Here is a 24,516-nt window from a genome sequence, read left to right on the forward strand (position 1 = left end):
CGGCCGCCGGCGCGGACTGAGGATCGGCGAAGCGGCGGATCGCGACGGCCAGTATTTCCACTATCTGGCGATGTGGCTGTTCGCCTTGGCGCGTCTCGGCGATCTGAAGCCGGAATACCGCAAGCGCGGCATTACGCTGGCGCGGGACATTCACCAGGCGTTTGTGGTCCCCGGCCGCGGCGTGATCTGGAAGATGCAGGAGGATTTGAGCGGTCCTTACCCCGGCTACGGCCTCGGCAGCATGGATGCCTATGACGGCTACGTCTCTTACCGAATGCTCGACGACGAGGAACTGGCGCCCGAGATCGCGCAGATGCGTGACCTGATGGAGCGCGATTGGCGCAGCCTCGACATCGACCAGGACCTCGGCCTCGGCATGATGCTGTGGCTCGCCCATTTCTTTCCCGACGAGCCGTGGGCCGAGGCCCAGACGAGGCGTTCGCTGCGAACCCTGGAAACGATGTGGGTCGACCCGCCCGGTTATTTCAGCCGCGCGCCATGGCTGCGCGATACCAAGTTCGCCTTCACCAATTACGGCGTTTCGCTCGGCCTGCACGCCGCCGGTATCTGGCCGGGGCGTGTCGATAGGCTGAACGCCTTCTTCGAGGACTGGCGCTCCGGCGACGAATACGACCGCGAGGCGATCACCTGGGTGATGGCCTGCACCTCGCACCTTCCCGGTGCTTTTCTAACCCGGGGTGGCGAGACAATGATTGAAAGCGACCAAGCTCGGGAACGTTCCTCCGCCGGCGCGGTTGTCGATGGAAGTGCATGGAGACGCAAGGGGCGCGGTTGAAATGGCCATTCTCTTGGGAAAACCGGGAAGCTGTTGGGTGGCGGCAGCCGCCTCCACGAACTATCCCCAGCTCGAAGGTCCAATCCGTGCGGACGCCGTAGTCGTGGGGGCTGGAATTGTCGGGCTAACGACGGCGCTTCGGCTTTGCGAGGCGGGCCGGTCGGTGGTCGTCCTCGAAGGCCTGCGCACGGGCGGACAGGTAACCGGCCGCTCGACGGCCAAGATCACCACGCAGCATGCACTGATCTATCGTCATCTCATCGACACCTTCGGCCGGGACCTGGCGCGGACCTATGCCGATGCGAATTCCGCCGGCGCCAAACAGATCCGCGATTGGGTTCGCGAGTACGCCATCGCCTGCGATCTCGAGAGCAAGGACGCCTATAGCTACACCTGCGATGAAAGCCGGCGCGCGGAGGTCGCGGCCGAGGCGGAGGCCGCGCGCCATGTCGGGCTGGAGGCCGATCTCCTCGACCGCGCGCCGCTGCCTTTCGAAACGGCCGCGGCATTACGGTTCCCCGACCAGGCGCAGTTCAACCCGGCGATGTATCTGGTTGGCCTGGCGGAAGCGGTGACGGCCCGTGGCGGTCGGATCTTCGAAAACAGCCGCGCCACCTCGATCGACGAGGCAAGCCGCTGGCGCGTCGTCACCGATGGCGGTGCCGTTGATGCCGGGCACGTCGTCGTCGCCACCAACATGACGGTGAAGAGCCCCGTCGGCATGGCGAACCGGACGCAACCGCGCTGCCACACCGCCATGGCCTTTCGGATCGATGATCCCCTCCCTGTCGACGGCATGTTCATCGGCATCGACGACCCGACGCATTCCATCCGGACGGGCCGTGATGCCGAAGGTCCACTGCTGGTCACGCTTGGCCCCAAGTTCAACACCGGCTGGGACGGCGACGTGGCGAGGCGGTTTGTCGAACTGGAAAAATGGGCGAGAAAGAACCTTCCGGTCGGCGACGTCGCGTGGCGCTGGTGCAATGAGGATTATGATACGGCCGACAGGATTCCATATGCCGGCGAGCCCGATCCCGCCAAGGCCGCCGGCTTCCACATTGCCACGGGCTTCAACGCCTGGGGCATCACCAACGGGACGGCCGTGGGCGCGATGATCGCCGACCTGATCTGCGGCCGCCCAAGCCCATGGCAAAAACTCTACGATCCGGCCCGGCCCTATCCTGAGGACTTCCACAAGAACGGCCGCAGTCAATCGATCGTCTCGAGCACCCACGACATTGCGCCTGGCATGGGTGGCGTGATCGTCAGGGGAGACGAAAAGATTGCGGCGTGGAGAGACACCGAAGGCGCACTCCAGGCGGTTTCGGCGATTTGCACCCACAAGGGCTGCACCGTAACCTGGAACAATGCGGACCACACCTGGGATTGTCCCTGCCACGGCTCGATCTTCGCCGCCGACGGTTCGGTCATCCACGGCCCTGCCCGAAAACCGCTTGCCCAGATTACATTGTGAAGGCGGCGACCGACACGGCCCGCGTCACGCCGGCCGTTCGTAGGTTCCGACCAGCTCCGTCTCCTCCAATGCGTGTTTCTGGGCTTGCTTCCAGACCTGATGCACGCCCGCCTTTCCTGGTACGCTGAGGCTCGGCACATCGAGCGCGGCCAGCAGGAAGTGGTAATGGTGGACGCCGTGCCCTGCAGGCGGCTGCGGACCATCGTAATACGCATTGCCGAAATCGTTGGTGCCTTGCCTGAGTGCCGACGGGCCGGGCTTGCCGTCTTCGGCCTCGGCTAGTCCCCCGGCATCCGGCGGGATGTTGAACACCGCCCAGTGCCCGAAAATCCCGCTTGGTGCATCGGGATCCCGCACGACAAGAACAAGGCTCTTGGTACCATCCGGGACACCGGACCACTTCAGCGGCGGCGAGACGTTCTGGCCGTCACGCGCATATTTTTCGGGAATTCTTCCGCCTGCCCGGAACGCCGGGCTGATAAGGGTGAGTGGCATTGCTATTTCCCCAAGGAGGTTGCGACCGAGAAGCCCGCGCCTGCGCCGTTCACGCCGCTTGCTGAGCTTCGGCGACGCGTCTTATCTCGCCTGGCAGGGATTCCCAGACCTTGTGCATCTGTCCTTCTCCGACGTGATGGGCGAGCACCTTGGACACGACCCTGAATGCATCCTTGGAATCGACCGGACGGGTAAATTCCAGCTCCGCCTTGATCTTGGCCAGAAACTCGTCGAGCGACCGCATCTTCTCGGGAGCTTTGGAAGGCTGATATTGGTCATAGAAGGCGCCGCGCACCAGGATCGGCAGCTGCGAGCCGAGGTGGGCTGCAAGATCCGGCTGCATACGGTCGCGCAGGGCGTGCAGCACCGCTCCGAGAACGTGCCAGGCGACCTGCCGATCCGGTCCAATCTCGTCCATGATCTCGTCGAGCCAGATGTTCGTGGTCTGCAGTGTCTTGTCGAATACGTCGAGTCCGGTGGCATTCATCGAAATCCTCCTTCCGTTCAAATCCGACTAGGTGATGTGACCAAACAGCCGTACCTGCCCGTTGTTCCCCGATGCGCATGTCCTGATGCGCATTTATTGTCGGAGGTCCCGTCATGGGGGAATTCGGGCCGGCTTTTTTGCCGCTGTTTTTCGACCACCTTTCTTGGCCGGCACCCGGAACATCCTCATGGGTGGACGAGTTTTGTTTGCCGTCGCCGATCACATGGCGACGAGTGATGCAGACACAAAAAACAGGAGAAGAACCATGGCACATCACGATTTGGCGCCCCGGACGCCATCGCGCAGCCTCTACCCATCCGCGCGCGATCCGCTCACGTCATTCCACCGGCAGATCGACCGCCTGTTCGACGACTTCTTCGCGCCGATGGCCGAAGCGACTACGGCCGGCGATCTTTGGCCGAGCGTCGACGTACATGAAACAGACCAAGCCTATAAGGTCACCGCCGAATTGCCGGGGCTCGAGCAGAAGGACGTTGAGCTCAAGCTGCGCGAAAACACCCTTTTTATCACGGGCGAGAAGCGTTCGGAGCACAAGGAAGGCGACGGCGGCCGCACCTACAGCGAACGCAGTTATGGCCGGTTTCAGCGGACCATCCCCCTGGAAGCGGAGATCGATGCCGACAAGGTGCAGGCCACTTTCAGGAACGGCGTTTTGGCTGTCGAGCTTCCCAAGAACCCCGCTGCAAAGGACAAGACACGCCGCATAGAAGTGAAAGCGCGATAGTTGCCAAACTGAAGGCTGCCTGAGCAGGCGGCGTTCAGCCCAGATGGAGAAGAACGGCAAGCACGGCGGCAACCGCCCAGGCGAGCGTCTACCGCCGGGGATCGTCCGTTGCCTCGGAAACGCCTTCGAGAGCGATCTTGGCGGCTTCCTCATCGGTCCGCCCGAGGTCGGCCAGGGCAATGACGCCGACGAGGCGCTTGTCGTGATTGATCACCGGAAGACGACGCACCTGATGCTTGGCCATGATCTTCGCCGCATCGGTGATATCGGCGTCATCGAAGCACCAATAGACATGCTCGGACATGACCTCGCGAACGGTCGTGTTGCCGGCTGAGCGCTCCTCGGCGACGCCGCGCATCACGATGTCGCGGTCTGTCACCATGCCGACCAGCCTGTCATTCTCGCCGACCGGAAGGGCGCCGAGATTGTCGGCCCGCATTTTCCGGGCGGCATCCCTGATTGTCGTGTTCGGGCCGACCAGTTCGGTCCGACGGCTCATGATCTCCTGAACTTGCATGGGATATTCCTTTCCCTGATTGCTGAGGCAACAAGTCGCCAGACGGGCCTGTTGCCACGCATCGCTAGATTGCCAGCTGGCCGGACGAGGCATGTACGGATCACTATCTTCGATCTTCCCGATCCGCGCTGAGGCGCGTGCCGGTGCCGGCACCTCGCGATCGAAACTATTCTTGGAACGTCCAGGCAGCGAGCGAGTTCCAAAATGGTACCGGTGCCGCAGCCATCCCACGGAATGTGGCCGCAGGCTGGTGAAAAAAACATCCACCGGGAAAACAGATGCACGCGGATTGAAGGTCATGGCTATCATCTTTTCAGATCGCCGCGAGGCCGGGCGGCAACTCGCCGGGGAACTCGTTCGCTTTGCCGGCCGCGACGATGTGATCGTATTGGCGCTGCCCCGAGGCGGCGTGCCGGTCGGCTACGAGGTCGCGCAGGCACTCAAGGCACCGCTCGACGTCTTCGTCGTGCGCAAGCTCGGCGTCCCCGGTCACGAGGAACTGGCCATGGGGGCGATCGCGCCCTCAGGTGTACGTGTCCTGAACGACGAAATCGTCAACGGTCTCGCGATCCCGCCACATGTCATCGACGCGGTCGCTGCAAAGGAGGAAAAAGAGCTTCTGCGCCGCGAGCACCTCTATAGGGACGGGCGACCCCCACCGCAGTTGAATGGACGAACCATTATCCTCGTGGATGACGGGCTTGCGACCGGATCGACCATGCGGGCCGGGATCAAGGCGCTGCGAAAAAACCACGCCGCCCATATTGTCGCGGCCGTTCCCGTCGGTAGCCCCGACACTTGCGACGCGATGCGGGCGGACGCCGACGAGGTCGTTTGCGCGACGACACCAGAGCCGTTGCTGGGTGTCGGGCGCTGGTACGTGGATTTCTCGCAGACGAGCGATGAAGAGGTCCGCGCGCTCCTCGCCAGGTCCGTGCCCAAGCCTGCGGCTTCCCACAAGCCTGCCGCTTCCGAAGAGGAATTGGCTGGGCGCGCGAGCGCGGGTCCGGCGCCTGGCACCAGATCGACATAGCGGAGGTGGATATGGACCGGGATAGCGAGCACGTCGTGCATGTTCCCGCGGGGCTTGTCACGCTTGAGGGCAATCTTTCGTTGCCCCCGGATGCTCGCGGCCTTGTGCTCTTCGCCCACGGCAGCGGAAGCAGCCGCCACAGCCCGCGCAACCGCCACGTGGCCGAAAGGCTGAACGAGGCGAACCTCGCCACCTTCCTCATCGACCTGTTGACGGCCGAAGAGGAGCGGATCGACCAGGTCACGGCCGAGTTGCGCTTCAATATCGGACTGCTCGCCGACCGGCTGGTCGGCGTCACGGATTGGCTCGGCGCCTCGCCGGACACGTCGGGGTTGCGTCTTGGCTATTTCGGCGCGAGCACGGGCGCCGGTGCCGCCCTGGTGGCGGCGGCCGAGCGGCCCGACCAGGCCGCGGCCGTAGTTTCGCGTGGTGGCCGGCCCGATCTTGCAGCGCACGCCCTGCCGCGCGTCCGGGCGCCGACCTTGCTCGTCGTCGGAGGCGCGGACACGCAAGTGATCGCACTCAACCGCTCGGCGCTGGCGGCGCTCCGCAGCGAGAAGGAGCTCGCCATCGTCCCTGGCGCGACACATCTGTTCGAGGAGCCTGGCGCCCTGGACGAAGTCGCGGGTCTGGCGAGCCGATGGTTCTTGCGCCATCTGGTTTCGGACAGATCGGCGTCAACGTCCTGACGGCTGGGGCTTGGATCACCAGTGCCGGGATCATTTGCGTCCTCAACGCGTTATGATCCTCATAAGACCGCGCGCAGCTGCAACCCGAATGGCTGTCGCAACCCGTATGTGGGAGAAAGACAATGCCAGACAAGAAAACCATCGAGAAGGCCCGAAAGGACAAGCGCGAGGGCAAATCGCCGAGCACACAGGCCGGCGAGTTCGTGCACGAGGAGATCGATAAAATCCGCCGCGGCGAGCACGGCGCGCGCTCGACCCAGCAGGCCATCGCCATCGGGCTTTCCGAGGCGAGACGCGCAGGCGTAGACCTGCCCCCGCCCAAAAAGGGCAAGGTGAAGGAGAGCACGCGCAAAAGCGCCGAATACGCCTATGAGGCCGGCCAGGGTGAACGCACGCCGAAACGCCGCCCGCGGGTCTCGAAAGCCGTCTCCAAGGTGCTCGAGCACGAGCCGAAGAGCACGGCGTCGCACGAGGCGCTGGCGCAGCAGGCCAAGCGTGCGGCCTCGCGCCGGACGGCTGAGGAGCGCTCGGCCGCCGCCAAGAAGGCCGCCGAGACGAAAGGCGCCAGCGGAAGGAAGGCGGCGGCGCAGAAGGCCGCCAGAACGCGCGCACACCACGCATAATCCAAAGACGGCAGTTCGCCTCCTGGAAATCCGATATGGCCCAAACGACCGGTATCGAGCTCTGCCCCGGCAGCGCGGGACAACGCCGCTGCCCAAGGCGAACCAGAGCCTGCATCTGCGGGACAACATCGACTTCGAAATCACCGCTGACGACACGGTGGCGCTGAACGAGCAATACTCGTCGCTCGCGATGCTGCCTGACGCGTGACACCGACCGGAGGTACTCGGCGGCAAGGGCAGCGGGAGACCGGTCAGGAAAGCGCAGCCTGTTTCTTGAGCATGATGCGTATCGCCCATAACGCGGAGAACTCTGATCATGACCTCAGCTGCCAGCACGACAATGCCGCGAGCCACCACTCAGACGAGACACATCGCTTTGCTCGGCGCGCCCTCTAATCTTGGGCTGATGCCGCAGGAGGGTGGGCCGGAGCCCGGCGTGTGGAAGGCGCCGGAGGCACTTCAATCGCTTGGTCTCGCCGACCGTTTGGGCGCCGGTCCGTTGCGCTCGGTTCGGGCTCCGCTTTATCGGCCTGAGGTGGATCCTGCGACGGGCGTGCGCAATGCCCAGGCCCTGCGCCAGTATTCCAAGACGCTTGCCGAAGCGGTCGACGAGGAGCTGAACTCGGGAGGGTTCCTGCTCATGCTCGGCGGCGATTGCAGTGTGTTGCTTGGCCCTGCGCTCGCGCTACGGCGTCGTGGCCGCTACGGCCTTATCTTCTTCGATGGGCACACCGATTTCAAATTGCCGGTTACCTCGCCATCAAAGGGAGCCGCGGGCATGGATTTGGCCTTCGTAACCGGTCATGGCCCGACGCTCCTGACCGATTTCGGCGAGCACACTCCTTTGGTCCGTGAGGCCGACGTAGTCGCGTTTGGCTATCGCGATGTGCAGGACCCCGCGACTTACACGTCCAAGGCCATCTTCGACACCGATGTTCACCGGATGGATTTGGCAGAAGTGCGGCGGCGCGGCATCGCCGATGCGGCACGGATAGCGCTTGACGCGGTCGCAGGGCAGGACGTCGAGGGTGTATTCGTTCACTTCGATGTCGACGTGCTGGACAGCGAGATCATGTCGGCTGTCGATTCGCCGGAGGCCGGCGGTGTCTTGCCCGACGAAGCTGTCGAAGCCCTTCGCACATGGTGCAACGATCCACGCGTGATTGGGATGGAGGTGACGATCTATGATCCCGACCGCGATCCGGATCGTCGCTGCGGCAAGCTGCTGATCGACATTCTGGTCGCTTCCCTTCGCGGCCGGTAGACCAATGGGAGTCCTGCACTTGTGCACGAACGCAATCCGCCGGCACGAATGGCCGTCGGTCTGACGGATCGCCGCGCGCACCCATTCTGTGGTGCTACCTCATCGGGAACCGTTCTCAACGAACATGGTTCCGAGTGTGCGACCGAAGCATTCGGCCTCTTCTACCCGGCTATCGCCAAGGAGATTCGCCATGACCGGCAAAACCCGTCCCACCGTCCTGATCACAGGCAGCAGCGGGTTTCTGGGCCAAGCCATCGCTCGCGGCTTGATGGAGCGCTACGACATCATCGGCCTTGATGTTGCCAGACGATCCTTGCCCGGCGTCGAGACGATCGAGATCGACCTTACCTCGGACGCGAGCGTGGCGAAGGCACTGGCCGAGGTGCGCGAGCGGAGCGGCGGCCGCGTTGCCTCGGTGATCCATCTTGCGGCCTATTACGACACGACCGGCGAGGATAATCCGAAATACGGCGCGGTGACCGTCGAGGGAACGCGCCGGCTGCTGAACGCGCTGAGAGGGCTCGAGACGGAGCAGTTCGTGTTTTCGAGCACGTTGTTGGTGCATGCGGCGAGCCCGGCAAAGGGCGCCAGGATCGACGAAGAGTCTCCGATCGATCCGGCCTGGGCCTATCCGAGATCGAAGGCTGAGACCGAGACGCTGATCCTGAAAGAGCACGGCAACGTCAAGGTTGCGATCCTGCGACTGGCGGGCGTCTATGACGAGGATTGTCACGCGGCCTTCATCGCCCAGCAGATCGCCCGCATTTTCGAGCGCATGCCGACCGCCTATCTTTTCACCGGCGACATCACCACCGGCCAGCCCTACCTGCATCTGGACGATCTCGTCGACGCCGTGGTGCGCACCGTCGACCGGCGCAGCGCGCTTCCCGACGAGACCGTACTGCTGATCGGCGAAGAAGAGACGCCGTCCTACGACGAGATGCAGAAGCAGATCGGGCAGCTCCTGCACGGCGAGACCTGGCGGACCCTGTCCCTGCCGAAAGAGGTGACGAAGCTCGGCGCCTGGATGCAGGAGAAGGTTTTCGACCAGGAGACCGACATCAAGCCATGGATGATCGAGAACGCCGACGATCACTACGAGATCGACATCTCCCGCGCCAGGCGCCTGCTTGGCTGGAAGCCGCGGCACAGCCTGACCGCTACATTGCCGGAAATGATCCGGCGGCTGAAGGCGGATCCTACCGACTGGTACAAGAAGAACAAGCTTGAACCGTCGGCGGTCGCCGCTTCCGCGCCCGAGCTCGACCAGGCCGCCGAACGGCTGCAGCGCCCGCTCGAGCGCTCGGACGACGAGGTCGAGGCCGAAACCGAACGCCACCGGGCCGCAACGCTCTGGGCGCCGCTGACCAACGTTGCGGTCGGGCTGTGGCTCGTGGCGTCGCCCTTCACGCTCGGCCTGTTCGATCCCGCTTCAGCACCGATTCCGCCGGCGCTCGGACATGAGATCGCCTCGCCGGAGACGCGCGACGGCAGGCTCGGCATCAGTGAGATTGTATCCGGCCTCGCCATCCTGTCGCTGGCGCTTGTCGGCATGCGCCGGCGCTGGCACGGGCTGCAATGGCTCACCGCCTCGATCGGGGTTTGGGTGATGTTCGCGCCGCTGCTGTTCTGGACCACCAGCGCCGGAGCCTACGCGACCGACACGTTGGCCGGCATGCTGATCGTCGCGTTCGCGGTGATGATCCCGCCGACGCCGGGTATCAGCCGGCGTGCCCTTGCCGCCGATGACGACCGCCCGCTCGGCTGGAGCTATTCGCCCTCCCTCTTCACCCAGCGCATTCCCATAATCGGCCTCGCCTTTGTCGGCCTGTTCGTCTCGCGTTATCTCGCCGCCTATCAGCTTGGCCATATCGATGGCCTTTGGGAACCGTTCTTCGGCCCGGGCGAAACGCCGGCCGGCAATGGCAGCGAGGCGGTGGTCACCTCCTGGGTCTCCAAGGGCTTTCCGATCGCCGATGCCGGGCTGGGCGCCTTCGCCTATGCGCTGGATATCCTCGCCGGCGCGATCGGCGACCGCCGCCGCTGGCGCACCATGCCATGGATGGTGCTTTTGTTCGGCTTGCTGGTCGTCCCGCTCGGCGTGGTCAGCGTCGGCTTCATCATCATCCAGCCACCGCTCATCGGGGCGCTGTGCACGCTCTGCATCGTCCAGGCTGCCGTCACCGTCGTGCTCATCCCCTATTCGGTCGACGAGGTGCTGGCGAGCTGCCAGTATCTTTGGCGTGCCAAACAGGCGGGAGAGCCGTTCTGGCGCACATTCTGGTGCGGAGGAGCGGCACTTTCGGAAGACCAGACGCCGACGCCCGACCTCGACCGGCCGCTGTCGGCAGTGGCGCTGGACTTCGTCACCGGCGGTGTGAACTTCCCGTGGACCCTTGTCGCCAGCACGCTCGCCGGCGCCCTGCTGATGATCACGCCGCTCAGCTTCGGCACAAGCCCGCCGCTCTACTTCAGCGACCATGTCATCGGCTGCCTGGTCATCATGGTAGCCGTTACCGCGATGGCCGAGGTGGCGCGCGCCGTCCGCTTTCTGAACATCGCGCTTGGAGCCTGGATTGCCCTCTCTCCGTTCATCCTCGCCGGCGGTGCGGCCGCGAGCCTCGCCAATCTGGCGATCGGAGCCCTCCTGGTCGGGCTCAGCCTGCCGCGCGGCACGCGCAGCGCTGCGCATTATGGCGGCTGGGACCGGGCCATCGTCTGAGGATGTTCAGCAGCGCTGGACGATCGGCCAGGTGACTGCAAAGATTGATCCGCATCAACCTGTCGAACATATCGAGCGGGAAGTCGGCGAAAGGCGCAAAGGCGGCCGTACCCTTCCAACTTGAATTTTCCGCGTATCTGGGTTTCATAAGTCGGCAAATAACTTAGGGAGGAATTTCAACATGATAAAAAGGGCAATTCTCGGCGCCGGCATCCTCGCCGCCGGTATGTGGGCCGCGTCGTCATCGGCGTCCGCCGAAAGCCTGACCATGTATTGCGGCGTTGACGAGGTCTGGTGCCAGCAGACGGCGCGGGCGTTCGAGGAGAAGACCGGCATCACCGTCAATATGACCCGCAAGAGCGCTGGCGAAATCTATGCGCAATTGCGCGCCGAGGCCGCCAACCCAAAGGCAGACATCTGGTGGGGCGGCACCGGCGATCCGCATCTGCAGGCATCCGAGGAGGGCCTGACAGTGGAATACAAATCGCCGCTGCTCAACCAGTTGCAGCCCTGGGCGATCAAGCAGGCGGAAACGTCCGGCTACCGCACGGTCGGCATCTATTCGGGTGCGCTGGGCTTCGGCTACAACAAGGATTTGCTGGCCAAGAACAATCTGCCCGAACCGAAATGCTGGGCCGATCTGATCAAGCCCGAATACAAGGGGCACATCCAGGTCGCCAACCCCAATTCCTCGGGGACCGCATACAATATGCTGGCGACCATCGTTCAGCTGTTTGGTGAGGACAAGGGTTTCGAATACATGAAAGCCCTGCACAAGAACGTCAACCAGTACACCAAGTCGGGTTCGGCGCCGATCAAGGCCGCCGGTCTCGGCGAGACCACCATCGGCATCGTCTTCATCCACGACGCCGTGTCGCAGGTCGTCGCAGGTTTCCCGATCGTTCCGGTCACCCCTTGCGAGGGAACCGGCTACGAGATCGGCTCGGAATCGATCATCAAGGGGGCGCGGAACCTGGAGGCTGCGAAAAAATTCTACGACTGGGCGCTCGAGGCCGACGTCCAGTCCATGGCGCAAAAGGCGGGGTCGTTCCAGGTTCCGTCGAACAAGGCGGCAAAAACCTCCGACAAGGCGCCCGACCTCTCCACCATCAAGCTGATCGACTACGACTTCAAGAAGTACGGCTCGAGCGAAGAGCGGAAGCGGCTGCTGAAAAAATGGGACGAGGAGGTCGCATCGCTGCCGCAATAGCAGATGCGCTTCCGCGAAACCCGCTGGCCGATTGAACCGGTCGCCGTCCTTTGGATGGCGGTCGGATGGCTGGGGTTTGCCGTGCTGCCCTGGTACGGCATCGAGGACGGGTTCTTCGGCTTTTCCTGGCTGTTCGACGGTTACCCGTCCGACAGCGAATTCGCGCCGGCACTGGTTCTGGCCCTCAAGGGCGAGAAACTGTGGCTGGCGCCGCTCGGCCTGCTGCTGGTGGTGCCGCTGCTTCTGTGGGGCCGCACCAAATCCGATCCGGTTTTCAGCCGGCTGCTGATCATTGTCAGCGCCGCCGGATTTGGCTGGCTGTTGTTCCAGGGCTTCGCCATCGGGCTGCGCGGTTGGCAGTTCGGCTGGCTCACCAGCCTGTTCGGCGAACTTGGCGACCGCCAATTCGGCATGGGCTACGGCGCCTTGCTGGTCAGCGGTGCCTTTCTGTTCCTTTTCACCCTGGGTGTTGCCGCGCGCGGCGCCGTCTCTGGCGACGTCTTCGTCGTCGGCTCGATCGGCTTTGTCGTCGCCATGGTTGCCATTTTCATCTTCATGCCGATCCTGATGATGCTGGCCAATGCCATGCAGACCGACGACGGCGGCTACTCGCCTGTCGCGTTCCTGGCCAAGCTGTTCAGTTCGCGGCTGTGGAGCCTGGCTTGTCTTGCCGGCGGCAGCCGCTGCGGCGTGGCCTGGAATTCGCTGCTGCTGGCCGTGCTCGTCGGCCTGCTGACCATGTTTCTGGGGCTGGTGTTCGCGCTGGTCGTGACCCGTACCGGTTTCCGCCACGGCAAGCTGCTGCGCGCCCTGACCGTGTTGCCGATCATCACGCCGGCTTTCGTCATCGGCCTTGCCATCATCCTGTTGTTCGGACTGTCGGGCGCGGTGACTCAAAGCGTCGCCGGCGCCTTCGGCCTCCAGCCGACACGCTGGGTATATGGACTTCCCGGCCTGCTCATTGCCCAGGTTCTTGCCTTCACGCCGATCGCCTTCCTGGTGCTGATGGGCGTCGTCGAAGGCGTCAGCCCGTCCATGGAAGAGGCCTCCCAGACGCTCCGAGCCAGCCGCTGGCAGACCTTTTGGACCGTATCCCTGCCGCTGATGCGGCCGGGCCTTGCCAACGCCTTTCTGCTCGGCTTCATCGAGAGCATGGCCGATTTCGGCAATCCGCTGGTGCTGAGCGGCAATTACGACGTGCTGTCGACAGAAATCTTCTTTGCCATTGTCGGCGCGCAGAACGATGCGGCACTTGCCGCGATCCTGGCGCTGGTGCTGCTGGCCTTCACGCTCGGCGCCTTTTATGCGCAGCGCTTCTGGATCGGCAGGCGCTCTTACACCACCGTCACCGGCAAGGGCGACGCCGGCGTCCATCCGCGCTTGCCTGCCGGGCTGACATACGCGCTCTATGTCATCGCCGGACTGTGGACGGCATTCACCGTACTGGTCTACACGGTGATCTTCTATGGCAGCTTCGTCAAGCTGTGGGGGGTCGACCAGAGCCTGACACTGGAGCACTACCGGAAGGCGTTCTCCGTCGGCTGGAACGAATTCGGCATCCACTGGTCGGGCTCGGCATGGAGCTCCTTCTGGACGACCATGGAGATCACGCTGATATCGGCGCCTCTGACGGCCGGGATCGGGCTTCTGACCGCCTATCTTCTGGTCCGCCAGAATTTCCGCGGCAAGAACGCCTTCGAATTTGCGACCATGCTCTCGTTCGCGATTCCGGGAACCGTCATCGGCGTCAGCTACATTATTGCCTTCAACGTGCCGCCGATCGAGCTGACCGGGACCGGCATCATCCTCGTACTGTCGTTCATCTTCCGCAACATGCCGGTGGGCGTGCGCGCCGGCGTCGCCTCGATGTCGCAGATCGACCGTAGCCTGGATGAATCCTCACTGACGCTTGGCGCCAACTCGTGGCAGACCTTCAGGCGCGTCATCCTGCCTTTGCTGAGATCGGCAATGCTGGCGGCGCTCGTCTATTCCTTCGTGCGCGCCATGACCGCGATCAGCGCCGTCATCTTTCTGGTCAGCGCGCGCTACGATCTCTCGACCAGCTACATCGTTGGACGTGTCGAGAACAATGAATACGGCATCGCCATCGCCTATTCGACGGTGCTGATCGTCGTCATGCTGATGGTAATTGGCTTGATGCAGCTGCTTGTCGGCAGCCGCAATATCGGCCGGCGCGGCATCCAGCAGGGCGACGGCGGCTGGAGCGTGCGCACCAATGTCAGCCTGCCCGGAACGGCCGGCGGCCCGACCACAATAGCAGGAGCCGGGTGATGGCCGAAATTCGCAGCAACGCCGCCTCGGTAACCTTCGACCATGTCACCAAGACATATCCGGGCGCCAGCATGCCGGCGGTCGACGACATCTCGCTTGCGATCGAAGCCGGCAAGCTGGTGACGCTTCTCGGGCCCTCCGGCTGCGGCAAGACGACGACGCTGCGCATGATCGCCGGCCTTGAAATGCCGTCCAGCGGCCGCATTCTGATAGGCGGCAAAGATGTCACCCGCCTGCCCGCCACCGACCGCGACGTGTCCATGGTTTTCCAGTCCTATGCACTGTTTCCGCACATGACGGTGATGGAGAACGTCTCCTATGGCTTGCGTTTCTCCGGCCATGACAAGAAGGAGGCCGCATCGCGCGCCCATGCCGGGCTGGAATTGGTCGGCCTAACCGGTCTCGAGGCGCGCCTGCCCAGCGAACTGTCTGGCGGCCAGCAGCAGCGCGTGGCGGTGGCACGCGCGCTGGTGCTCGAACCGCAAGTGCTGCTGTTCGACGAGCCGCTGTCAAATCTCGACGCCAAGCTGCGCCGGCACGTGCGCGAGGAAATCAGGGAAATCCAGACCAAGCTAGGACTGACGGTGGTCTATGTTACGCATGACCAGGAAGAAGCGCTGGCGGTTTCGGATCGTATCATCGTCATGAACAAAGCGGTGATCGCACAGGACGGCACGCCACGCGAACTCTACGACGCACCGGCCAACGCTTTCGTCGCCGACTTCATCGGCGAAGCCAATATCCTCGATTGCGAGGTGGTTTCGGTAGAAGGTGATGAAGCTGCCGTCCGGCTGGGTTCGCTGGCCTTGAAACTGCCGGCGCGAGGCCAGCTGGTCGGCCCGGCGAAGCTGGCGGTCCGTCCGAGCCGCATCGAGATCGGGCCTGCCGGCAGGCCGCGGACGATCGCCGGCAGGCTCGAAAAGGTCACCTATGTCGGCAGCCATCTCGAACTGATCATCGGCACACCGCACGGCCAGGTGTTTGCAATATCGCACAACATCGATGCGCCGTTTCAGGCAGGCGACAGCGTCGGCATCGGCTTTCCGGAGCGCGGACCGGTTCTGATCAAAGCTTGAAGGATTGCACGCAGAGTTGGCGAACCTGGGCGAACACACCGCTGCCGGCGCAAATCACCAGCGCGCCGTTTTCCAGCACCGTCTTTGGGTCGGGCTTGACGATCGTGCCGCCGGCTTCTTCCACCAGCAGCATGCCTGCCAGGCAGTCCCAGGCGTTCATATGCTCTTCGACATAGCCGAGCAGCCTGCCGGCGGCCGCATAGGCGAGCATCAACGCGCCGGATGCGTTACGGAAAAACACGCCGCCTTTTGAAAACAGCAAGCCGATGAGCGTTGCGACGTTTTGCATTTCGGCGCGGTTGGAAAAGCCGGTGCCCAACGAGCCGTCGGTCAGGCTGGTGGCCGCGCTTGCCCTGATCGGCTTGCCGTTGAGAAAAGCGCCGCCGCCCTTGCGGCAATGGAACGTTTCGCCGGTAGAGGGCTCGTGGATGACACCCACGACAGTGTCGCCGTCCTTGGCGCAGGCGATGACCACGCACCAGGCCGGAATGCCCCGCACGAAGTTCGCGGTGCCGTCGATCGGATCTATCACCCAGACATGCCCGCTCGATCCGGTGACCGAGGCATGCTCCTCGCCGACAATTCCATCGGTCGGGTAGGCGGCTTTCATTGCCGCACGGATGAACAGCTCGACCTCGCGGTCAGCCTGCGAGACCATGTCCTGATGACCTTTGCTCTCGATGGCGAGGCTGTCGAGGTCGCGAAAATACTTCAGGCCGAGCGCGCCGGCGCGCCGCGCGAGATCGATGGCGAACTGTTCGCGCGTTGCTGTGTCGGCTGTCATGAGATCCTTGGGATGGCGAATGTGATCTGAGGAAAATACCCCAGCCGGAGAAGCTTAGCGGTGAAGATAAGAGTGTGCAAATGACGAGCCCTGCCTTTTGCAGGGCGGCCCTGAGGCCGACCGATCTTCCATGCGCCCGACAGCGACAGTCGTGCTCATACGGGTCCGGTCATGTCGCCGTCGACATAGATGATCTGGCCGGTCATGAAGCTCGACGCGTCGGAAACCAGGAAGATCGCGGCACCGCCCAGTTCATCGACCTCGCCCACGTTGCCAACGGCCGACCAATGCCACGGCTGAGATTGCCGGCGATAAACGCCTATCCCCGCCGGACGCCTTCGCGGCGCAGATCGTCCATCGTGCGCGAAATGCCTTCGCGCAGGATCGACACCATGTCGTCGATCTGCTCGCGCGTGATGATCAATGGCGGCGACATCACGCACATGTTGATCAGTGGCCGGACCAGCAGGCCGAGCTCGTGGCAATGCGCGTCGATGCGCTCGGCACCTTGATCCGCCTCGCTTATGACCCCGAGGCTCTGCTGGCGATGGCAGACTGAATAATTCTTAGCGCAGCAATGCGGCCGGCGACGATGGCGCCCTCGACGTAGCCCGGAAATGATGGCGACAGCTCCGACGAGGCGAAATGGATCCGCGACGCGCCGGCGCGGATAATGCGTTCGGCATCGGTTGCCGTCGCATCGACGATCAGATCGCTGTAACCGCCGCCGCTCCAGCGATCCCCAGTCCAGTCGCGATAACTGAGATCGATGATGCCGGCCGCCTCGATACCGAGCGCCTCTTCCAGCTTTGACGTCACCTTTGCGCGCAACGCCGCGTCGTCCAGATCCCGCCAGCGCTGCGCCAGCGGCCCGCCGATGAAGACGACAAGGGCTGCGTGATCCTCGTCCCTGCTGGCATCGCAGGCAAAAAGCCCGTGCGGGTCGCGCCACATCACCATGCCGCTCAAGCCCCTGTCGCGCCAGAAAGCCTTGGGGTAGCGCACCAGCATTTTGATCACCGCGCCGCTTTGCCAGACGCCGAGGGCTCTCTTCAGCACAGCCGGCAGCGGCGGCACGAAATCCACTCTCGAGGCCATCATCGGCGGTACGGCGACCAGTACCGCTCGTGCCTCGATCGCGCCGGCAGGCGAAACGACGCGAACCCCTCCCGGCCCGTGCTCAATGGCCTCGACAGCTGTATTCAGCCGCAGTCGATCGCCGAGATCCCGCGCAAGATCATCCGCTAGCGAATGCATGGTTTCGCCCACGAAATACTGCAGCTCCGAGACCTCGTTGGTGATGCGGCGATCATTGTCGATCAAGTACCACAGCGGCAGCCTTTCCATTGCCAGGCACCACAGGCCCTCGATCATCGACCGAAAGGCGGCCTTCGCATCGTCGGGATCGGCCTGGCGATCGAGCCATGCCGCGACCGTCAAGCCGACAATGGTCGGGTCGGTCGGTGCGATCGCATTCATCCGCTCGCGCATTCGCATCGCGGTGCCGTAAGTGCGCCCGGCTTGCGCCTCGCTCATTCGCGGCTGCGTGACGAATTCGCCTGCGACATGGGTCTCGACCAATGTCTTGCCGCGCGCTCGCACCAGCGCCATTAATTCCGGCATGTCTTCGCACAGGAACTGGCCGCCGCTGTCGATCCGCTCGCCGAGCCCGTTCTGCACGGCTTCGACGCGGCCGCCGACACGGTCGCGGGCTTCGAGCAGCACGACATCGATGCCGGCGTGGTTCAATTCACGCGCGGCCGACAGGCCGGTGAAGCCGGCGCCGACGATGGCCACATCGGCTCGTTCGATCTTGAACTTCATTAGCCGGCCTTGATCTTCTCGAATGTCAGGGGTCGGATCATTGTCTTCATTGCTGGTCCACCCTCTTTTTGATGGTTCACGCCGGCCTGGCACCGCGGGCTGCAGAGTTCGGATAGTGCTTGGGGAATGCCGCAGACAGGAACTCGTTCGCGGCCTGCAGCGCCGTCTCGCGTGTGGCGTCCTCGGTGCCCATCATCAAACGCAGCCACAGACCATCCAGCATGGCGCTGAGCGCCAGCGCCATGACTTGCGGCTCATAGGCATAGAAGCCGCTCTGCTTGAGCGCCGCGCAAAGATCGATGAAGATGTTCTGGTAGACGGCATCGCGTGCGCTGCTCAGCGCCTGATATTTCGGTCGCGATTTGGCCTCGCCCCAGAAGGCGCACCAGGCAGCCAGCTTGCGCTTGTTACAGATCGAGCGGTCGAAATCGGCCGCGACCAATGCCTGCAGCTGGCGGGCGGGATCATCGCCGGCCTTTTGCAAGGCGCTGCGCCAATGCGCCGAATACTCGTCATACATGTATTGCAAGGTCGCGACGAGCAGCTTCTCCTTGCTCTCAAAATGGAAATTGACGATGCCGCGAGACAGGCCGGCGCCGTCGGCAACGTCGGCCATCGTCGTTTCCGAATAGCCGCGCTTGGCCAGTGAATCGATCGTCGCTTCGATCAATTGAAGCTGCCTGGTCTCTTTCGACGCCTTGCGGCCGCGCTTATCGGAATCGCTTTTTCGCGCCGGTTCGAGGAGGGCTTCGCGCGCCTCTGTTGTCTTCATCGGGGTGATGGTCTCCAGCATCGCCGGCTAGCCGATCGGCTTCGGCCGCGAAGATCAGTGGGACGGTGTTTGCCACTGTCAAGCACCTTCTGCACGGCTGCCCATATTCGAATGTTCTCGTCGAGATTGCATCCTTGGCGAAAACGACGTCGAAGGCACCGTCGGCGAAAGGCAGCGATCCCGGCGATGCAGACCAGATCAGCGCCGCCGAGCCCGCCTGCAGCGGACCTTGGGTCGAGATCTACGCCAGGCGCGAGCTGCAATATCAAAAGCTGCTGAGGCGTGCCAAACTGGCGCCGCGGCTGGTCATCAAACTCGACCGCCGCACCAGTCCGCCCGCGGATTTCTAAATATGGCCGACGACACCGACAGTCCCGAACTCGACACCGAAGCCGCCGAACAGTGGCAGCTGATCAACACGCCGCTCGGCGAAAAATGGTCGGGCCGCACCCGCTATGCTGCGGCCATGTTCTTCTACAAACGCGGCGAGATGAACGCCGAGACGCTCGAGGTCTACCGCATCTGCGCACGCCTGGATTCGACGGATCCGCTGCCGATCATCCGTGATCGCGGCATTGGCCAGGACTGGCTCAAACGCATGGGTTTCGAATAGTCCGCCCCCAAATCGCGTTCCGGTCAAGCCGGCATCACCCGCTTAGCCGATGGTCCTTTCCAGCATGCCTAGCCAGTTGCGATAGGCGATCTTCTCGATCAGCGCGCGCCCGAAGCCGCGTGCCGCGAATGCGTCGAGCAGTCTTGGCAGGCCGGCAACATCGCCTATCACGGCCGGGATCATGGCGCCGTCGAAATCCGAGCCTAGGCCGACGCCGTCTTCGCCCAGCGCCTGCAGCAGCGAATCGACATGGCGCACCATGATGTCGAGGCCGGTGTCGGCGTTCATCCTGCCGTCCTCGCGCAGGAACCCGGTGGCGAAGTTCAGCCCGACCATGCCGCCGGAGTCGCGGATCGCGCCGAGCTGCCATTCGGTGAGGTTGCGCGAATGGCCGCAGATCGCGTGCACGTTGGAATGGGTCGCGACCAGCGGTGCGTCGCTGATCTCGACGACGTCGCGGAAACCTTTTTCGTTGAGATGCGAAAGATCGATCATGATCTTCAGCTGGTTGCAGGCTTTCACAAGCGCCTTGCCGGCATCGGTCAGCCCCGCCCCTGTATCGGGCGATGACGGGAAACGGAACGGCACGCCGTGGCCGAAGGCATTGGGACGGCTCCAGACGATACCGAGCGAGCGCAGGCCGGCTGCGTGGAGAACGTCGAGCAGGGTGAGCTCAGGGTCGATCGCCTCGACCCCTTCGATGTGGAAGACCGCCGCGATTGAACCCTGCTCCATCGCATGTCGCACATCGCCGGCGGTGCGGCAGACGGTGAGCGCCGAAGCCCGCTCCAGCCTGAACAGGATCGAGGCCATCGCTATGGTGGAGTTGAGCGCATCGGCGCGCGGAACCTCGGGCGGCAAGGGCTCGCTGTCGCTCGGCGCCAGCGGCACCGCGCCGCGTTTGGATTTCTCGACAGGCGGCGGGAAGATCGCGAACATGCCGCCGGCAAACCCGCCTTTCTTCGCGCGCGGAAGGTCGATATGGCCACCCGGCGTCCCCTCGATGAACAGCTTTTCGACGTCCGCATCCTTCGACTGGTAGAGCCGGAGCAGCGTGTCGTTGTGGCCGTCGAAGACGGGAACGAGATCGGATTCGGTCATGGAGGGCCATTCGGTTGAAGTGGTCGGGCCGCAGACGGCGAGCCGGTTGCTGGCAATACTTAGGCAAGGTTGGCGCTCTGCGCAAATCCCGTATGTTGCCCCTTGCGTTTGTACGCCGCCAATGGCCAAAGGGGCACGCGGTAAAGCCGCGCACCCCTTCTCCTGTCATTCATCGAGGGGCTGTGCTTACCGCTTCAGCACGTCCGCCCATTCCGGATGGCGGCGGAATTGGGCATTGGCGAACGGGCAAAGCGGGATAATCGTCTTGCCCGCCGCACGTGCATCCTCGACGGCACGGGTGACCAGGCGAAGCCCCGCGCCCTGGCCGCGAAATGCATCCGGCACTTCGGTATGGTCGATGATGATCTGGTGCTCACCGATCTTGGTGAAGGTCATCTCAGCCTCGGCGCCGCCCGGCCCACGCAGGAGGTAGCGGCCCTTCGAGCCGCGGTCCTCCATCTCGATCTCGGGCAATAGGTCAGACATGGCTTGCGGTCCTTTCATCCGGCGCAAGGGCGAACAACCGCCGCGCCGCCTCGATCTCGGACGGCCGCACCTCATGGCCGCCGTCATGCCACTCGACTGTGACATCGGCGCCATCGGCGCGCAAATAGGCTTCAAGCCGCGCCGTCAAATCAGGCGGACAGATCGGGTCCCGCCTGCCGGCGGTGACCAGGATGCGGCTGCCGCCAAGGCTGCCCTTGACCTCCGGCTCGAACGGGATCAGCGGATGCATCAGCACCGTTGCGTCGAACAGCGACGGTTCGGCAAACAGCACCGAAGCCAGGATGTTGGCGCCGTTGGAGTAACCGAGGCCGAGCACCGAAGATGGCCTTGCCGTCTCGACATGTGCCTTGACGAAGCCGGCCATCTTGTCCGTCGCTCGCGTGATGTCGCCCATATCGTAAACGCCCTCGCCGGTCCGGCGGAAGAAGCGTGCGGCGCCTTGTTCCGAGACATCGCCGCGCGGAGCGACGATCGTCGCTTGCGGCGCGAGATCGCGTCCAAGCGACAGAAGCTGGGCCTCGTCGCCGCCGGTGCCATGGAAGACGAAGAGCAGCGGTCCATCAGGCGAACCGGGCAGCACTTTGTGAATATACGAATCCTTGCTCATGACCTTGCCCTCAGTCTTCCAGTTTCTGCAGATGCTGCTCGAGATAGGGCCGCAAATGCTGGTGTTGCGACGGCAGCTTCAGCGCCTCGCCAAGATGGGCGGTATCCTCGTCGCGGTCGAAGCCCGGCTCGTTGGTGGCGACTTCGAACAGCACGCCGCCCGGTGTGCGGAAATAGATCGCCCAGAAATAATCGCGGTCGATCACCGGCGTCACCTGATAACCTGTATCGAGCAGCGCCTTGCGCACTTCGATCTGCTTGGCGCGGTTCTCGACGGCGAAAGCGACATGGTGGACCGAGCCGGCGCCGAGATTGGCAAAGCCGGCCCCTGGCAGCGATTCGATATCGACGACGTCGGCGCCGTTGCCGTTCTTCACCGCCAGCCGCCTGACGTTGCCGGACTTGTCGACCTCCTCATAACCCATGAATTTCAGCAGCTCTTCGGTGGCGCCGCCATCTTTCAGCCTGAGCGACACCGAGTGAAAGCCGCGGATCGCCTCGTCGGTGGGAATGCCACCCTTGGCCCATGGTGCACGGCTGTCCGCTCTGTCTTCGACCAGCGCAAACCCGTCGCCGTCGGGACCGGCGAACGCAAGACGCTTCTCGCCGAACGTCTCCTCGCCGGACAGCCCGGTGACACCTTGCTCGGCAAACCGTTTCTCCCAATAGCCGAGCGTGCCCTCGGGCACCGAGTAAGCGGTGGTACCGACTTCGCCGATTCCATGGCGGCCTTTGCCGATGTTCGGGAACGGGAAGTAGGTCATCACCGAGCCGGGCGTGCCGACCTCGTCGCCGTAATAGAGGTGGTAGACATCGGGTGCGTCGAAATTGACGGTTTTCTTGACCCGCCGCAGACCGAGCGTCCCGGTGAAGAATTCATTGTTCTGGCGCGCATCGCTGGCCATCGAGGTGACGTGATGCAGGCCCTTGACTTGGTCGAGCATGTTTCTGCTCCTTTCCTTGTGCCGGTGCGGCCCTTGCCGCTGTCCACGCAAATATGAGCATCCGCCTCCTGGCCGCAAAGGCGGCAAACACAGAATGGACTGTGCTGTTAAAGTGAACGACGAAGCAGGTTTTGTTCACCATTCGGCAAACTGGACCGGCTTGCATACTCGCCGAAATTGCGCTCCATGAGCGACGCATGTAGCCAGCATGAGGATACAGCGGTTGAGTGGAAAACGCCCCAATATTCTCCTGATCACCTGCGACCAGTGGCGGGGCGACTGCCTGTCAGCTGCTGGCCACAAGGTGGTAAGGACACCGAATGCCGACGCGCTGGCTGCCGAGGGCGTTTTGTTCCAGAAGCACTATGGCGGCGCCGCACCTTGCTCGCCGGCGCGCGCCTGCCTCTACACCGGCCTCTACCAGATGAACAATCGTGTCTGCCGCAACGGCACGCCGCTCGACGCCCGCCACGGCAACATAGCCCTCTGGGCACGCGCCCTCGGCTATGATCCGACGCTGTTCGGTTATACCGACATGGCGCGCGACCCGCGCACGCTGGCGCCTGGCGACCCGCAGCTGAAAAGCTATGAAGGCGTGCTGCCCGGCTTCACCGTGCGCCAGCTTCTGCCCGAGCACCAGAAGCCCTGGCTGTCATGGCTCAAGGCGCGCGGCGTCGATGCCGGCGCCGGCTCCCCCGCCATTCACCGCCCGGCGGGCGAAATCCTGGAAAACGACGGCGCGATCAGCAACGGTCCGCCAATCTATTCGAAGGACGAGACGCCGTCGGCCTTCCTGGCCGGCGAATTCATCCGCTGGCTCGGCGAGCAGGAGCGCGATGCCCCGTGGTTCGCGCATCTTTCCTTCATCAGCCCCCACCCACCCTTCATCGTGCCGGCGCCTTACAACGCCATGTACGATCCGGCCATTGGTCCAGCTTTTGACCGCGCCGAAAGCTGGCAGGCCGAAGCAGCAAGCCACCCTTATCTCGCCTATGAACTTGACCGGCAGGAACGATCGAAATTCCGTCCCGGCTCGGAGGGCAAGGTGCGCGACTGGGGCGACGATAATTTTCGCCGCATCCGGGCGCTCTATTACGGCATGATCTCGGAGGTCGACGCGCAGCTTGGCCGCGTCTGGCAAGCGGTCAAGGCGGCCGATGCATGGGACGACACCGTCATCGTGCTGACCTCCGACCACGCCGAGATGATGGGCGACCATTTCATGCTGGGCAAGGGCGGCTTCTTCGACTGCAGCTTCCATATTCCGCTGATCATTCGCGATCCGCGCCGCCGCAAGGCTGCCGGCAGCAGTGTCGACCGCTTCACCGAGGCGGTGGATTTGGCACCGACCTTGCTCGATCTCACTGGGCTCGACCTCACTGGCGGCGAAGTGCTGCCGCATCTCGACGGCCGCTCGCTGGCGCCTTTCCTGGACGCAACGGAGCCGGACAATTGGCGCGATGCGGCGCATTGGGAGTTCGATTTCCGCTCGATCGCGGATGGTGATGCCGAACGGTATTTCGGCATCGGTCCGCGTCAGTGCAATCTCGCCGTCATCCGCACGCAAAAGTTCAAATATGTGAATTTCGGCGGAGGCCTGCCGCCCTTGCTCTTCGACCTGGAGAAGGATGCGCGCGAGTTGACCAATGTCGCTGACGACCCAGCCTATCTGCTGGCACGGCTGGAATTTGCCGAGAAGTTGCTCGCGTGGCGGGCCGAGCATCTCGACCAGTCTTTGGCGCTCGCCGAATTGACGGACAGTGGCGTTGCCGGCCATGTCGCCGGCTTCCCCTCGAGATAAGCAAAGCCCGCGCCGTTGCCCGCGCGGGCGTATCTGTCGGCCAGTTGGCAGCATATCGCCAGATAATTAGGATTTTTTAGAGGATTTTAGGATACGTGGGGATTTATAAAGCGGCCATCGCCACAAGGAGGTCAGAGT

25 protein-coding genes and 1 pseudogene are annotated in these 24,516 nt (G+C 63.5%); 14 read left to right on the top strand and 12 right to left on the bottom strand.

Going from position 1 to position 24,516, the window contains the following annotated elements; all coding sequences use genetic code 11:
- Both NKI16_RS31555 and NKI16_RS31560 read left to right on the top strand, forming a co-directional pair.
- Positions 1-796 (top strand): hypothetical protein (locus tag NKI16_RS31555; protein WP_352924452.1); only part of this gene is annotated, 796 nt, incomplete at its 5' end.
- 1 nt (position 797) lies between these two features.
- On the top strand, positions 798-2,273 hold the full coding sequence (locus NKI16_RS31560; RefSeq protein WP_352782668.1) for an FAD-dependent oxidoreductase: 1,476 nt from the start codon (positions 798-800) through the stop codon (positions 2,271-2,273).
- A gap of 24 nt (positions 2,274-2,297) precedes the next feature.
- Here NKI16_RS31560 and NKI16_RS31565 read toward each other — a convergent pair whose 3' ends face one another.
- Positions 2,298-2,768, bottom strand: coding sequence for a YbhB/YbcL family Raf kinase inhibitor-like protein (locus tag NKI16_RS31565; RefSeq protein WP_352782671.1), 471 nt, complete (start codon positions 2,766-2,768; stop codon positions 2,298-2,300).
- A 49-nt stretch (positions 2,769-2,817) separates the two neighbouring features.
- On the bottom strand, positions 2,818-3,255 hold the full coding sequence (locus NKI16_RS31570; protein WP_023677864.1) for a DUF2267 domain-containing protein: 438 nt from the start codon (positions 3,253-3,255) through the stop codon (positions 2,818-2,820).
- 265 nt (positions 3,256-3,520) lie between these two features.
- On the opposite strand from NKI16_RS31570, the gene NKI16_RS31575 reads away from it, so the two are divergent.
- A complete protein-coding gene (locus tag NKI16_RS31575; RefSeq protein WP_023677863.1) occupies positions 3,521-4,000 on the top strand; it encodes an Hsp20/alpha crystallin family protein in 480 nt (159 codons plus the stop codon).
- Positions 4,001-4,088: 88 nt separating this feature from the next.
- On the opposite strand, the gene NKI16_RS31580 is transcribed toward NKI16_RS31575, so the two are convergent.
- Positions 4,089-4,517, bottom strand: coding sequence for a CBS domain-containing protein (locus NKI16_RS31580; RefSeq protein WP_023677862.1), 429 nt, complete (start codon positions 4,515-4,517; stop codon positions 4,089-4,091).
- A 298-nt stretch (positions 4,518-4,815) separates the two neighbouring features.
- On the opposite strand from NKI16_RS31580, the gene NKI16_RS31585 reads away from it, so the two are divergent.
- The 8 genes from NKI16_RS31585 to NKI16_RS31620 all read left to right on the top strand — a co-directional run bounded on the left by NKI16_RS31585 (position 4,816) and on the right by NKI16_RS31620 (position 15,426).
- On the top strand, positions 4,816-5,550 hold the full coding sequence (locus tag NKI16_RS31585) for a phosphoribosyltransferase (RefSeq protein WP_023677861.1): 735 nt from the start codon (positions 4,816-4,818) through the stop codon (positions 5,548-5,550).
- Between the two features lie 11 nt (positions 5,551-5,561).
- Positions 5,562-6,239: a dienelactone hydrolase family protein gene (locus NKI16_RS31590; RefSeq protein WP_352621582.1), complete on the top strand. Its 678-nt coding sequence runs from the start codon at positions 5,562-5,564 to the stop codon at positions 6,237-6,239.
- Between the two features lie 122 nt (positions 6,240-6,361).
- Positions 6,362-6,862 carry a DUF6496 domain-containing protein gene (locus NKI16_RS31595; protein ID WP_023678569.1) on the top strand — a complete coding sequence of 167 codons (501 nt, stop codon included), beginning with the start codon at positions 6,362-6,364 and terminating at the stop codon, positions 6,860-6,862.
- Positions 6,863-7,202: 340 nt separating this feature from the next.
- Entirely contained in the window at positions 7,203-8,126 is a 924-nt protein-coding gene (locus NKI16_RS31600) for an arginase family protein (RefSeq protein WP_031212154.1), read from the top strand.
- 190 nt (positions 8,127-8,316) lie between these two features.
- On the top strand, positions 8,317-10,848 hold the full coding sequence (locus NKI16_RS31605; protein WP_352646705.1) for an NAD-dependent epimerase/dehydratase family protein: 2,532 nt from the start codon (positions 8,317-8,319) through the stop codon (positions 10,846-10,848).
- 181 nt (positions 10,849-11,029) lie between these two features.
- The gene (locus NKI16_RS31610; RefSeq protein ID WP_023678566.1) at positions 11,030-12,058 is read left to right on the top strand and encodes an ABC transporter substrate-binding protein; all 1,029 of its coding nucleotides are present in this window, start codon (positions 11,030-11,032) and stop codon (positions 12,056-12,058) included.
- Positions 12,059-12,061: 3 nt separating this feature from the next.
- The gene (locus NKI16_RS31615) at positions 12,062-14,350 is read left to right on the top strand and encodes an ABC transporter permease (RefSeq protein ID WP_023678565.1); all 2,289 of its coding nucleotides are present in this window, start codon (positions 12,062-12,064) and stop codon (positions 14,348-14,350) included.
- Complete coding sequence (locus tag NKI16_RS31620) at positions 14,350-15,426, top strand: ABC transporter ATP-binding protein (protein WP_031212153.1); 1,077 nt, start codon at positions 14,350-14,352, stop codon at positions 15,424-15,426. Before NKI16_RS31615 ends, NKI16_RS31620 begins: the two co-directional genes overlap by 1 nt.
- Here the strand turns inward: NKI16_RS31620 and NKI16_RS31625 are convergent.
- From NKI16_RS31625 to betI, 5 genes and pseudogenes are all read right to left on the bottom strand, one after another.
- Positions 15,416-16,210, bottom strand: coding sequence for an inositol monophosphatase family protein (locus NKI16_RS31625; RefSeq protein ID WP_023678563.1), 795 nt, complete (start codon positions 16,208-16,210; stop codon positions 15,416-15,418). The genes NKI16_RS31620 and NKI16_RS31625 overlap by 11 nt on opposite strands.
- A gap of 155 nt (positions 16,211-16,365) precedes the next feature.
- The gene (locus tag NKI16_RS31630) at positions 16,366-16,533 is read right to left on the bottom strand and encodes an SDR family oxidoreductase (RefSeq protein WP_280952115.1); all 168 of its coding nucleotides are present in this window, start codon (positions 16,531-16,533) and stop codon (positions 16,366-16,368) included.
- A pseudogene (locus NKI16_RS31635) lies at positions 16,530-16,712 on the bottom strand (aspartate aminotransferase family protein); the annotation flags it as partial. The pseudogene NKI16_RS31635 and the gene NKI16_RS31630, both read right to left, overlap by 4 nt.
- A 20-nt stretch (positions 16,713-16,732) precedes the next feature.
- Complete coding sequence (locus NKI16_RS31640) at positions 16,733-18,034, bottom strand: flavin monoamine oxidase family protein (RefSeq protein ID WP_023678560.1); 1,302 nt, start codon at positions 18,032-18,034, stop codon at positions 16,733-16,735.
- Between the two features lie 76 nt (positions 18,035-18,110).
- Complete coding sequence (gene betI / locus NKI16_RS31645) at positions 18,111-18,827, bottom strand: transcriptional regulator BetI (RefSeq protein ID WP_502897645.1); 717 nt, start codon at positions 18,825-18,827, stop codon at positions 18,111-18,113.
- A 113-nt stretch (positions 18,828-18,940) separates the two neighbouring features.
- Between betI and NKI16_RS31650 the strand changes: the two genes are divergently transcribed.
- Both NKI16_RS31650 and NKI16_RS31655 read left to right on the top strand, forming a co-directional pair.
- Positions 18,941-19,156: a hypothetical protein gene (locus NKI16_RS31650; protein WP_156937384.1), complete on the top strand. Its 216-nt coding sequence runs from the start codon at positions 18,941-18,943 to the stop codon at positions 19,154-19,156.
- 2 nt (positions 19,157-19,158) lie between these two features.
- Entirely contained in the window at positions 19,159-19,419 is a 261-nt protein-coding gene (locus NKI16_RS31655; RefSeq protein ID WP_023678557.1) for a hypothetical protein, read from the top strand.
- A 42-nt stretch (positions 19,420-19,461) separates the two neighbouring features.
- Here the strand turns inward: NKI16_RS31655 and NKI16_RS31660 are convergent, their stop codons facing one another.
- The 4 genes from NKI16_RS31660 to NKI16_RS31675 all read right to left on the bottom strand — a co-directional run bounded on the left by NKI16_RS31660 (position 19,462) and on the right by NKI16_RS31675 (position 22,577).
- Positions 19,462-20,520: a dipeptidase gene (locus tag NKI16_RS31660; RefSeq protein WP_352621576.1), complete on the bottom strand. Its 1,059-nt coding sequence runs from the start codon at positions 20,518-20,520 to the stop codon at positions 19,462-19,464.
- 186 nt (positions 20,521-20,706) lie between these two features.
- Positions 20,707-21,006, bottom strand: coding sequence for a GNAT family N-acetyltransferase (locus tag NKI16_RS31665; protein ID WP_023678555.1), 300 nt, complete (start codon positions 21,004-21,006; stop codon positions 20,707-20,709).
- Entirely contained in the window at positions 20,999-21,634 is a 636-nt protein-coding gene (locus NKI16_RS31670; protein WP_023678554.1) for an alpha/beta hydrolase, read from the bottom strand. The genes NKI16_RS31665 and NKI16_RS31670 overlap by 8 nt, the downstream gene beginning before the upstream one ends.
- A 10-nt stretch (positions 21,635-21,644) precedes the next feature.
- On the bottom strand, positions 21,645-22,577 hold the full coding sequence (locus NKI16_RS31675) for a VOC family protein (protein ID WP_352642589.1): 933 nt from the start codon (positions 22,575-22,577) through the stop codon (positions 21,645-21,647).
- A gap of 208 nt (positions 22,578-22,785) precedes the next feature.
- Here NKI16_RS31675 and NKI16_RS31680 point away from each other — a divergent pair, with 208 nt between their 5' ends.
- Positions 22,786-24,378, top strand: a complete 1,593-nt coding sequence (locus NKI16_RS31680) for an alkaline phosphatase family protein (RefSeq protein WP_352642588.1) — start codon at positions 22,786-22,788, stop codon at positions 24,376-24,378.
- Positions 24,379-24,516 lie beyond the last annotated feature (138 nt).

The sequence above is a fragment of the Mesorhizobium sp. M0698 genome (genome assembly GCF_040320455.1).
GTDB lineage: Bacteria > Pseudomonadota > Alphaproteobacteria > Rhizobiales > Rhizobiaceae > Mesorhizobium.

Coding starts and splice junctions, on each gene's coding strand:
- NKI16_RS31680 (WP_352642588.1), top strand. CDS start 22,786: ATGAGGATACAGCGGTTGAGTGGAAAACGCCCCAATATTCTCCTGATC.
- NKI16_RS31605 (WP_352646705.1), top strand. CDS start 8,317: ATGACCGGCAAAACCCGTCCCACCGTCCTGATCACAGGCAGCAGCGGG.
- NKI16_RS31665 (WP_023678555.1), bottom strand. CDS start 21,006: ATGTCTGACCTATTGCCCGAGATCGAGATGGAGGACCGCGGCTCGAAG.
- NKI16_RS31585 (WP_023677861.1), top strand. CDS start 4,816: ATGGCTATCATCTTTTCAGATCGCCGCGAGGCCGGGCGGCAACTCGCC.
- NKI16_RS31670 (WP_023678554.1), bottom strand. CDS start 21,634: ATGAGCAAGGATTCGTATATTCACAAAGTGCTGCCCGGTTCGCCTGAT.
- NKI16_RS31625 (WP_023678563.1), bottom strand. CDS start 16,210: ATGACAGCCGACACAGCAACGCGCGAACAGTTCGCCATCGATCTCGCG.
- NKI16_RS31610 (WP_023678566.1), top strand. CDS start 11,030: ATGATAAAAAGGGCAATTCTCGGCGCCGGCATCCTCGCCGCCGGTATG.
- NKI16_RS31565 (WP_352782671.1), bottom strand. CDS start 2,768: ATGCCACTCACCCTTATCAGCCCGGCGTTCCGGGCAGGCGGAAGAATT.
- NKI16_RS31590 (WP_352621582.1), top strand. CDS start 5,562: ATGGACCGGGATAGCGAGCACGTCGTGCATGTTCCCGCGGGGCTTGTC.
- NKI16_RS31560 (WP_352782668.1), top strand. CDS start 798: ATGGCCATTCTCTTGGGAAAACCGGGAAGCTGTTGGGTGGCGGCAGCC.
- NKI16_RS31620 (WP_031212153.1), top strand. CDS start 14,350: ATGGCCGAAATTCGCAGCAACGCCGCCTCGGTAACCTTCGACCATGTC.
- NKI16_RS31580 (WP_023677862.1), bottom strand. CDS start 4,517: ATGCAAGTTCAGGAGATCATGAGCCGTCGGACCGAACTGGTCGGCCCG.
- betI (WP_502897645.1), bottom strand. CDS start 18,827: ATGCTGGAGACCATCACCCCGATGAAGACAACAGAGGCGCGCGAAGCC.
- NKI16_RS31675 (WP_352642589.1), bottom strand. CDS start 22,577: ATGCTCGACCAAGTCAAGGGCCTGCATCACGTCACCTCGATGGCCAGC.
- NKI16_RS31570 (WP_023677864.1), bottom strand. CDS start 3,255: ATGAATGCCACCGGACTCGACGTATTCGACAAGACACTGCAGACCACG.
- NKI16_RS31640 (WP_023678560.1), bottom strand. CDS start 18,034: ATGAAGTTCAAGATCGAACGAGCCGATGTGGCCATCGTCGGCGCCGGC.
- NKI16_RS31655 (WP_023678557.1), top strand. CDS start 19,159: ATGGCCGACGACACCGACAGTCCCGAACTCGACACCGAAGCCGCCGAA.
- NKI16_RS31595 (WP_023678569.1), top strand. CDS start 6,362: ATGCCAGACAAGAAAACCATCGAGAAGGCCCGAAAGGACAAGCGCGAG.
- NKI16_RS31575 (WP_023677863.1), top strand. CDS start 3,521: ATGGCACATCACGATTTGGCGCCCCGGACGCCATCGCGCAGCCTCTAC.
- NKI16_RS31615 (WP_023678565.1), top strand. CDS start 12,062: ATGCGCTTCCGCGAAACCCGCTGGCCGATTGAACCGGTCGCCGTCCTT.
- NKI16_RS31600 (WP_031212154.1), top strand. CDS start 7,203: ATGCCGCGAGCCACCACTCAGACGAGACACATCGCTTTGCTCGGCGCG.
- NKI16_RS31660 (WP_352621576.1), bottom strand. CDS start 20,520: ATGACCGAATCCGATCTCGTTCCCGTCTTCGACGGCCACAACGACACG.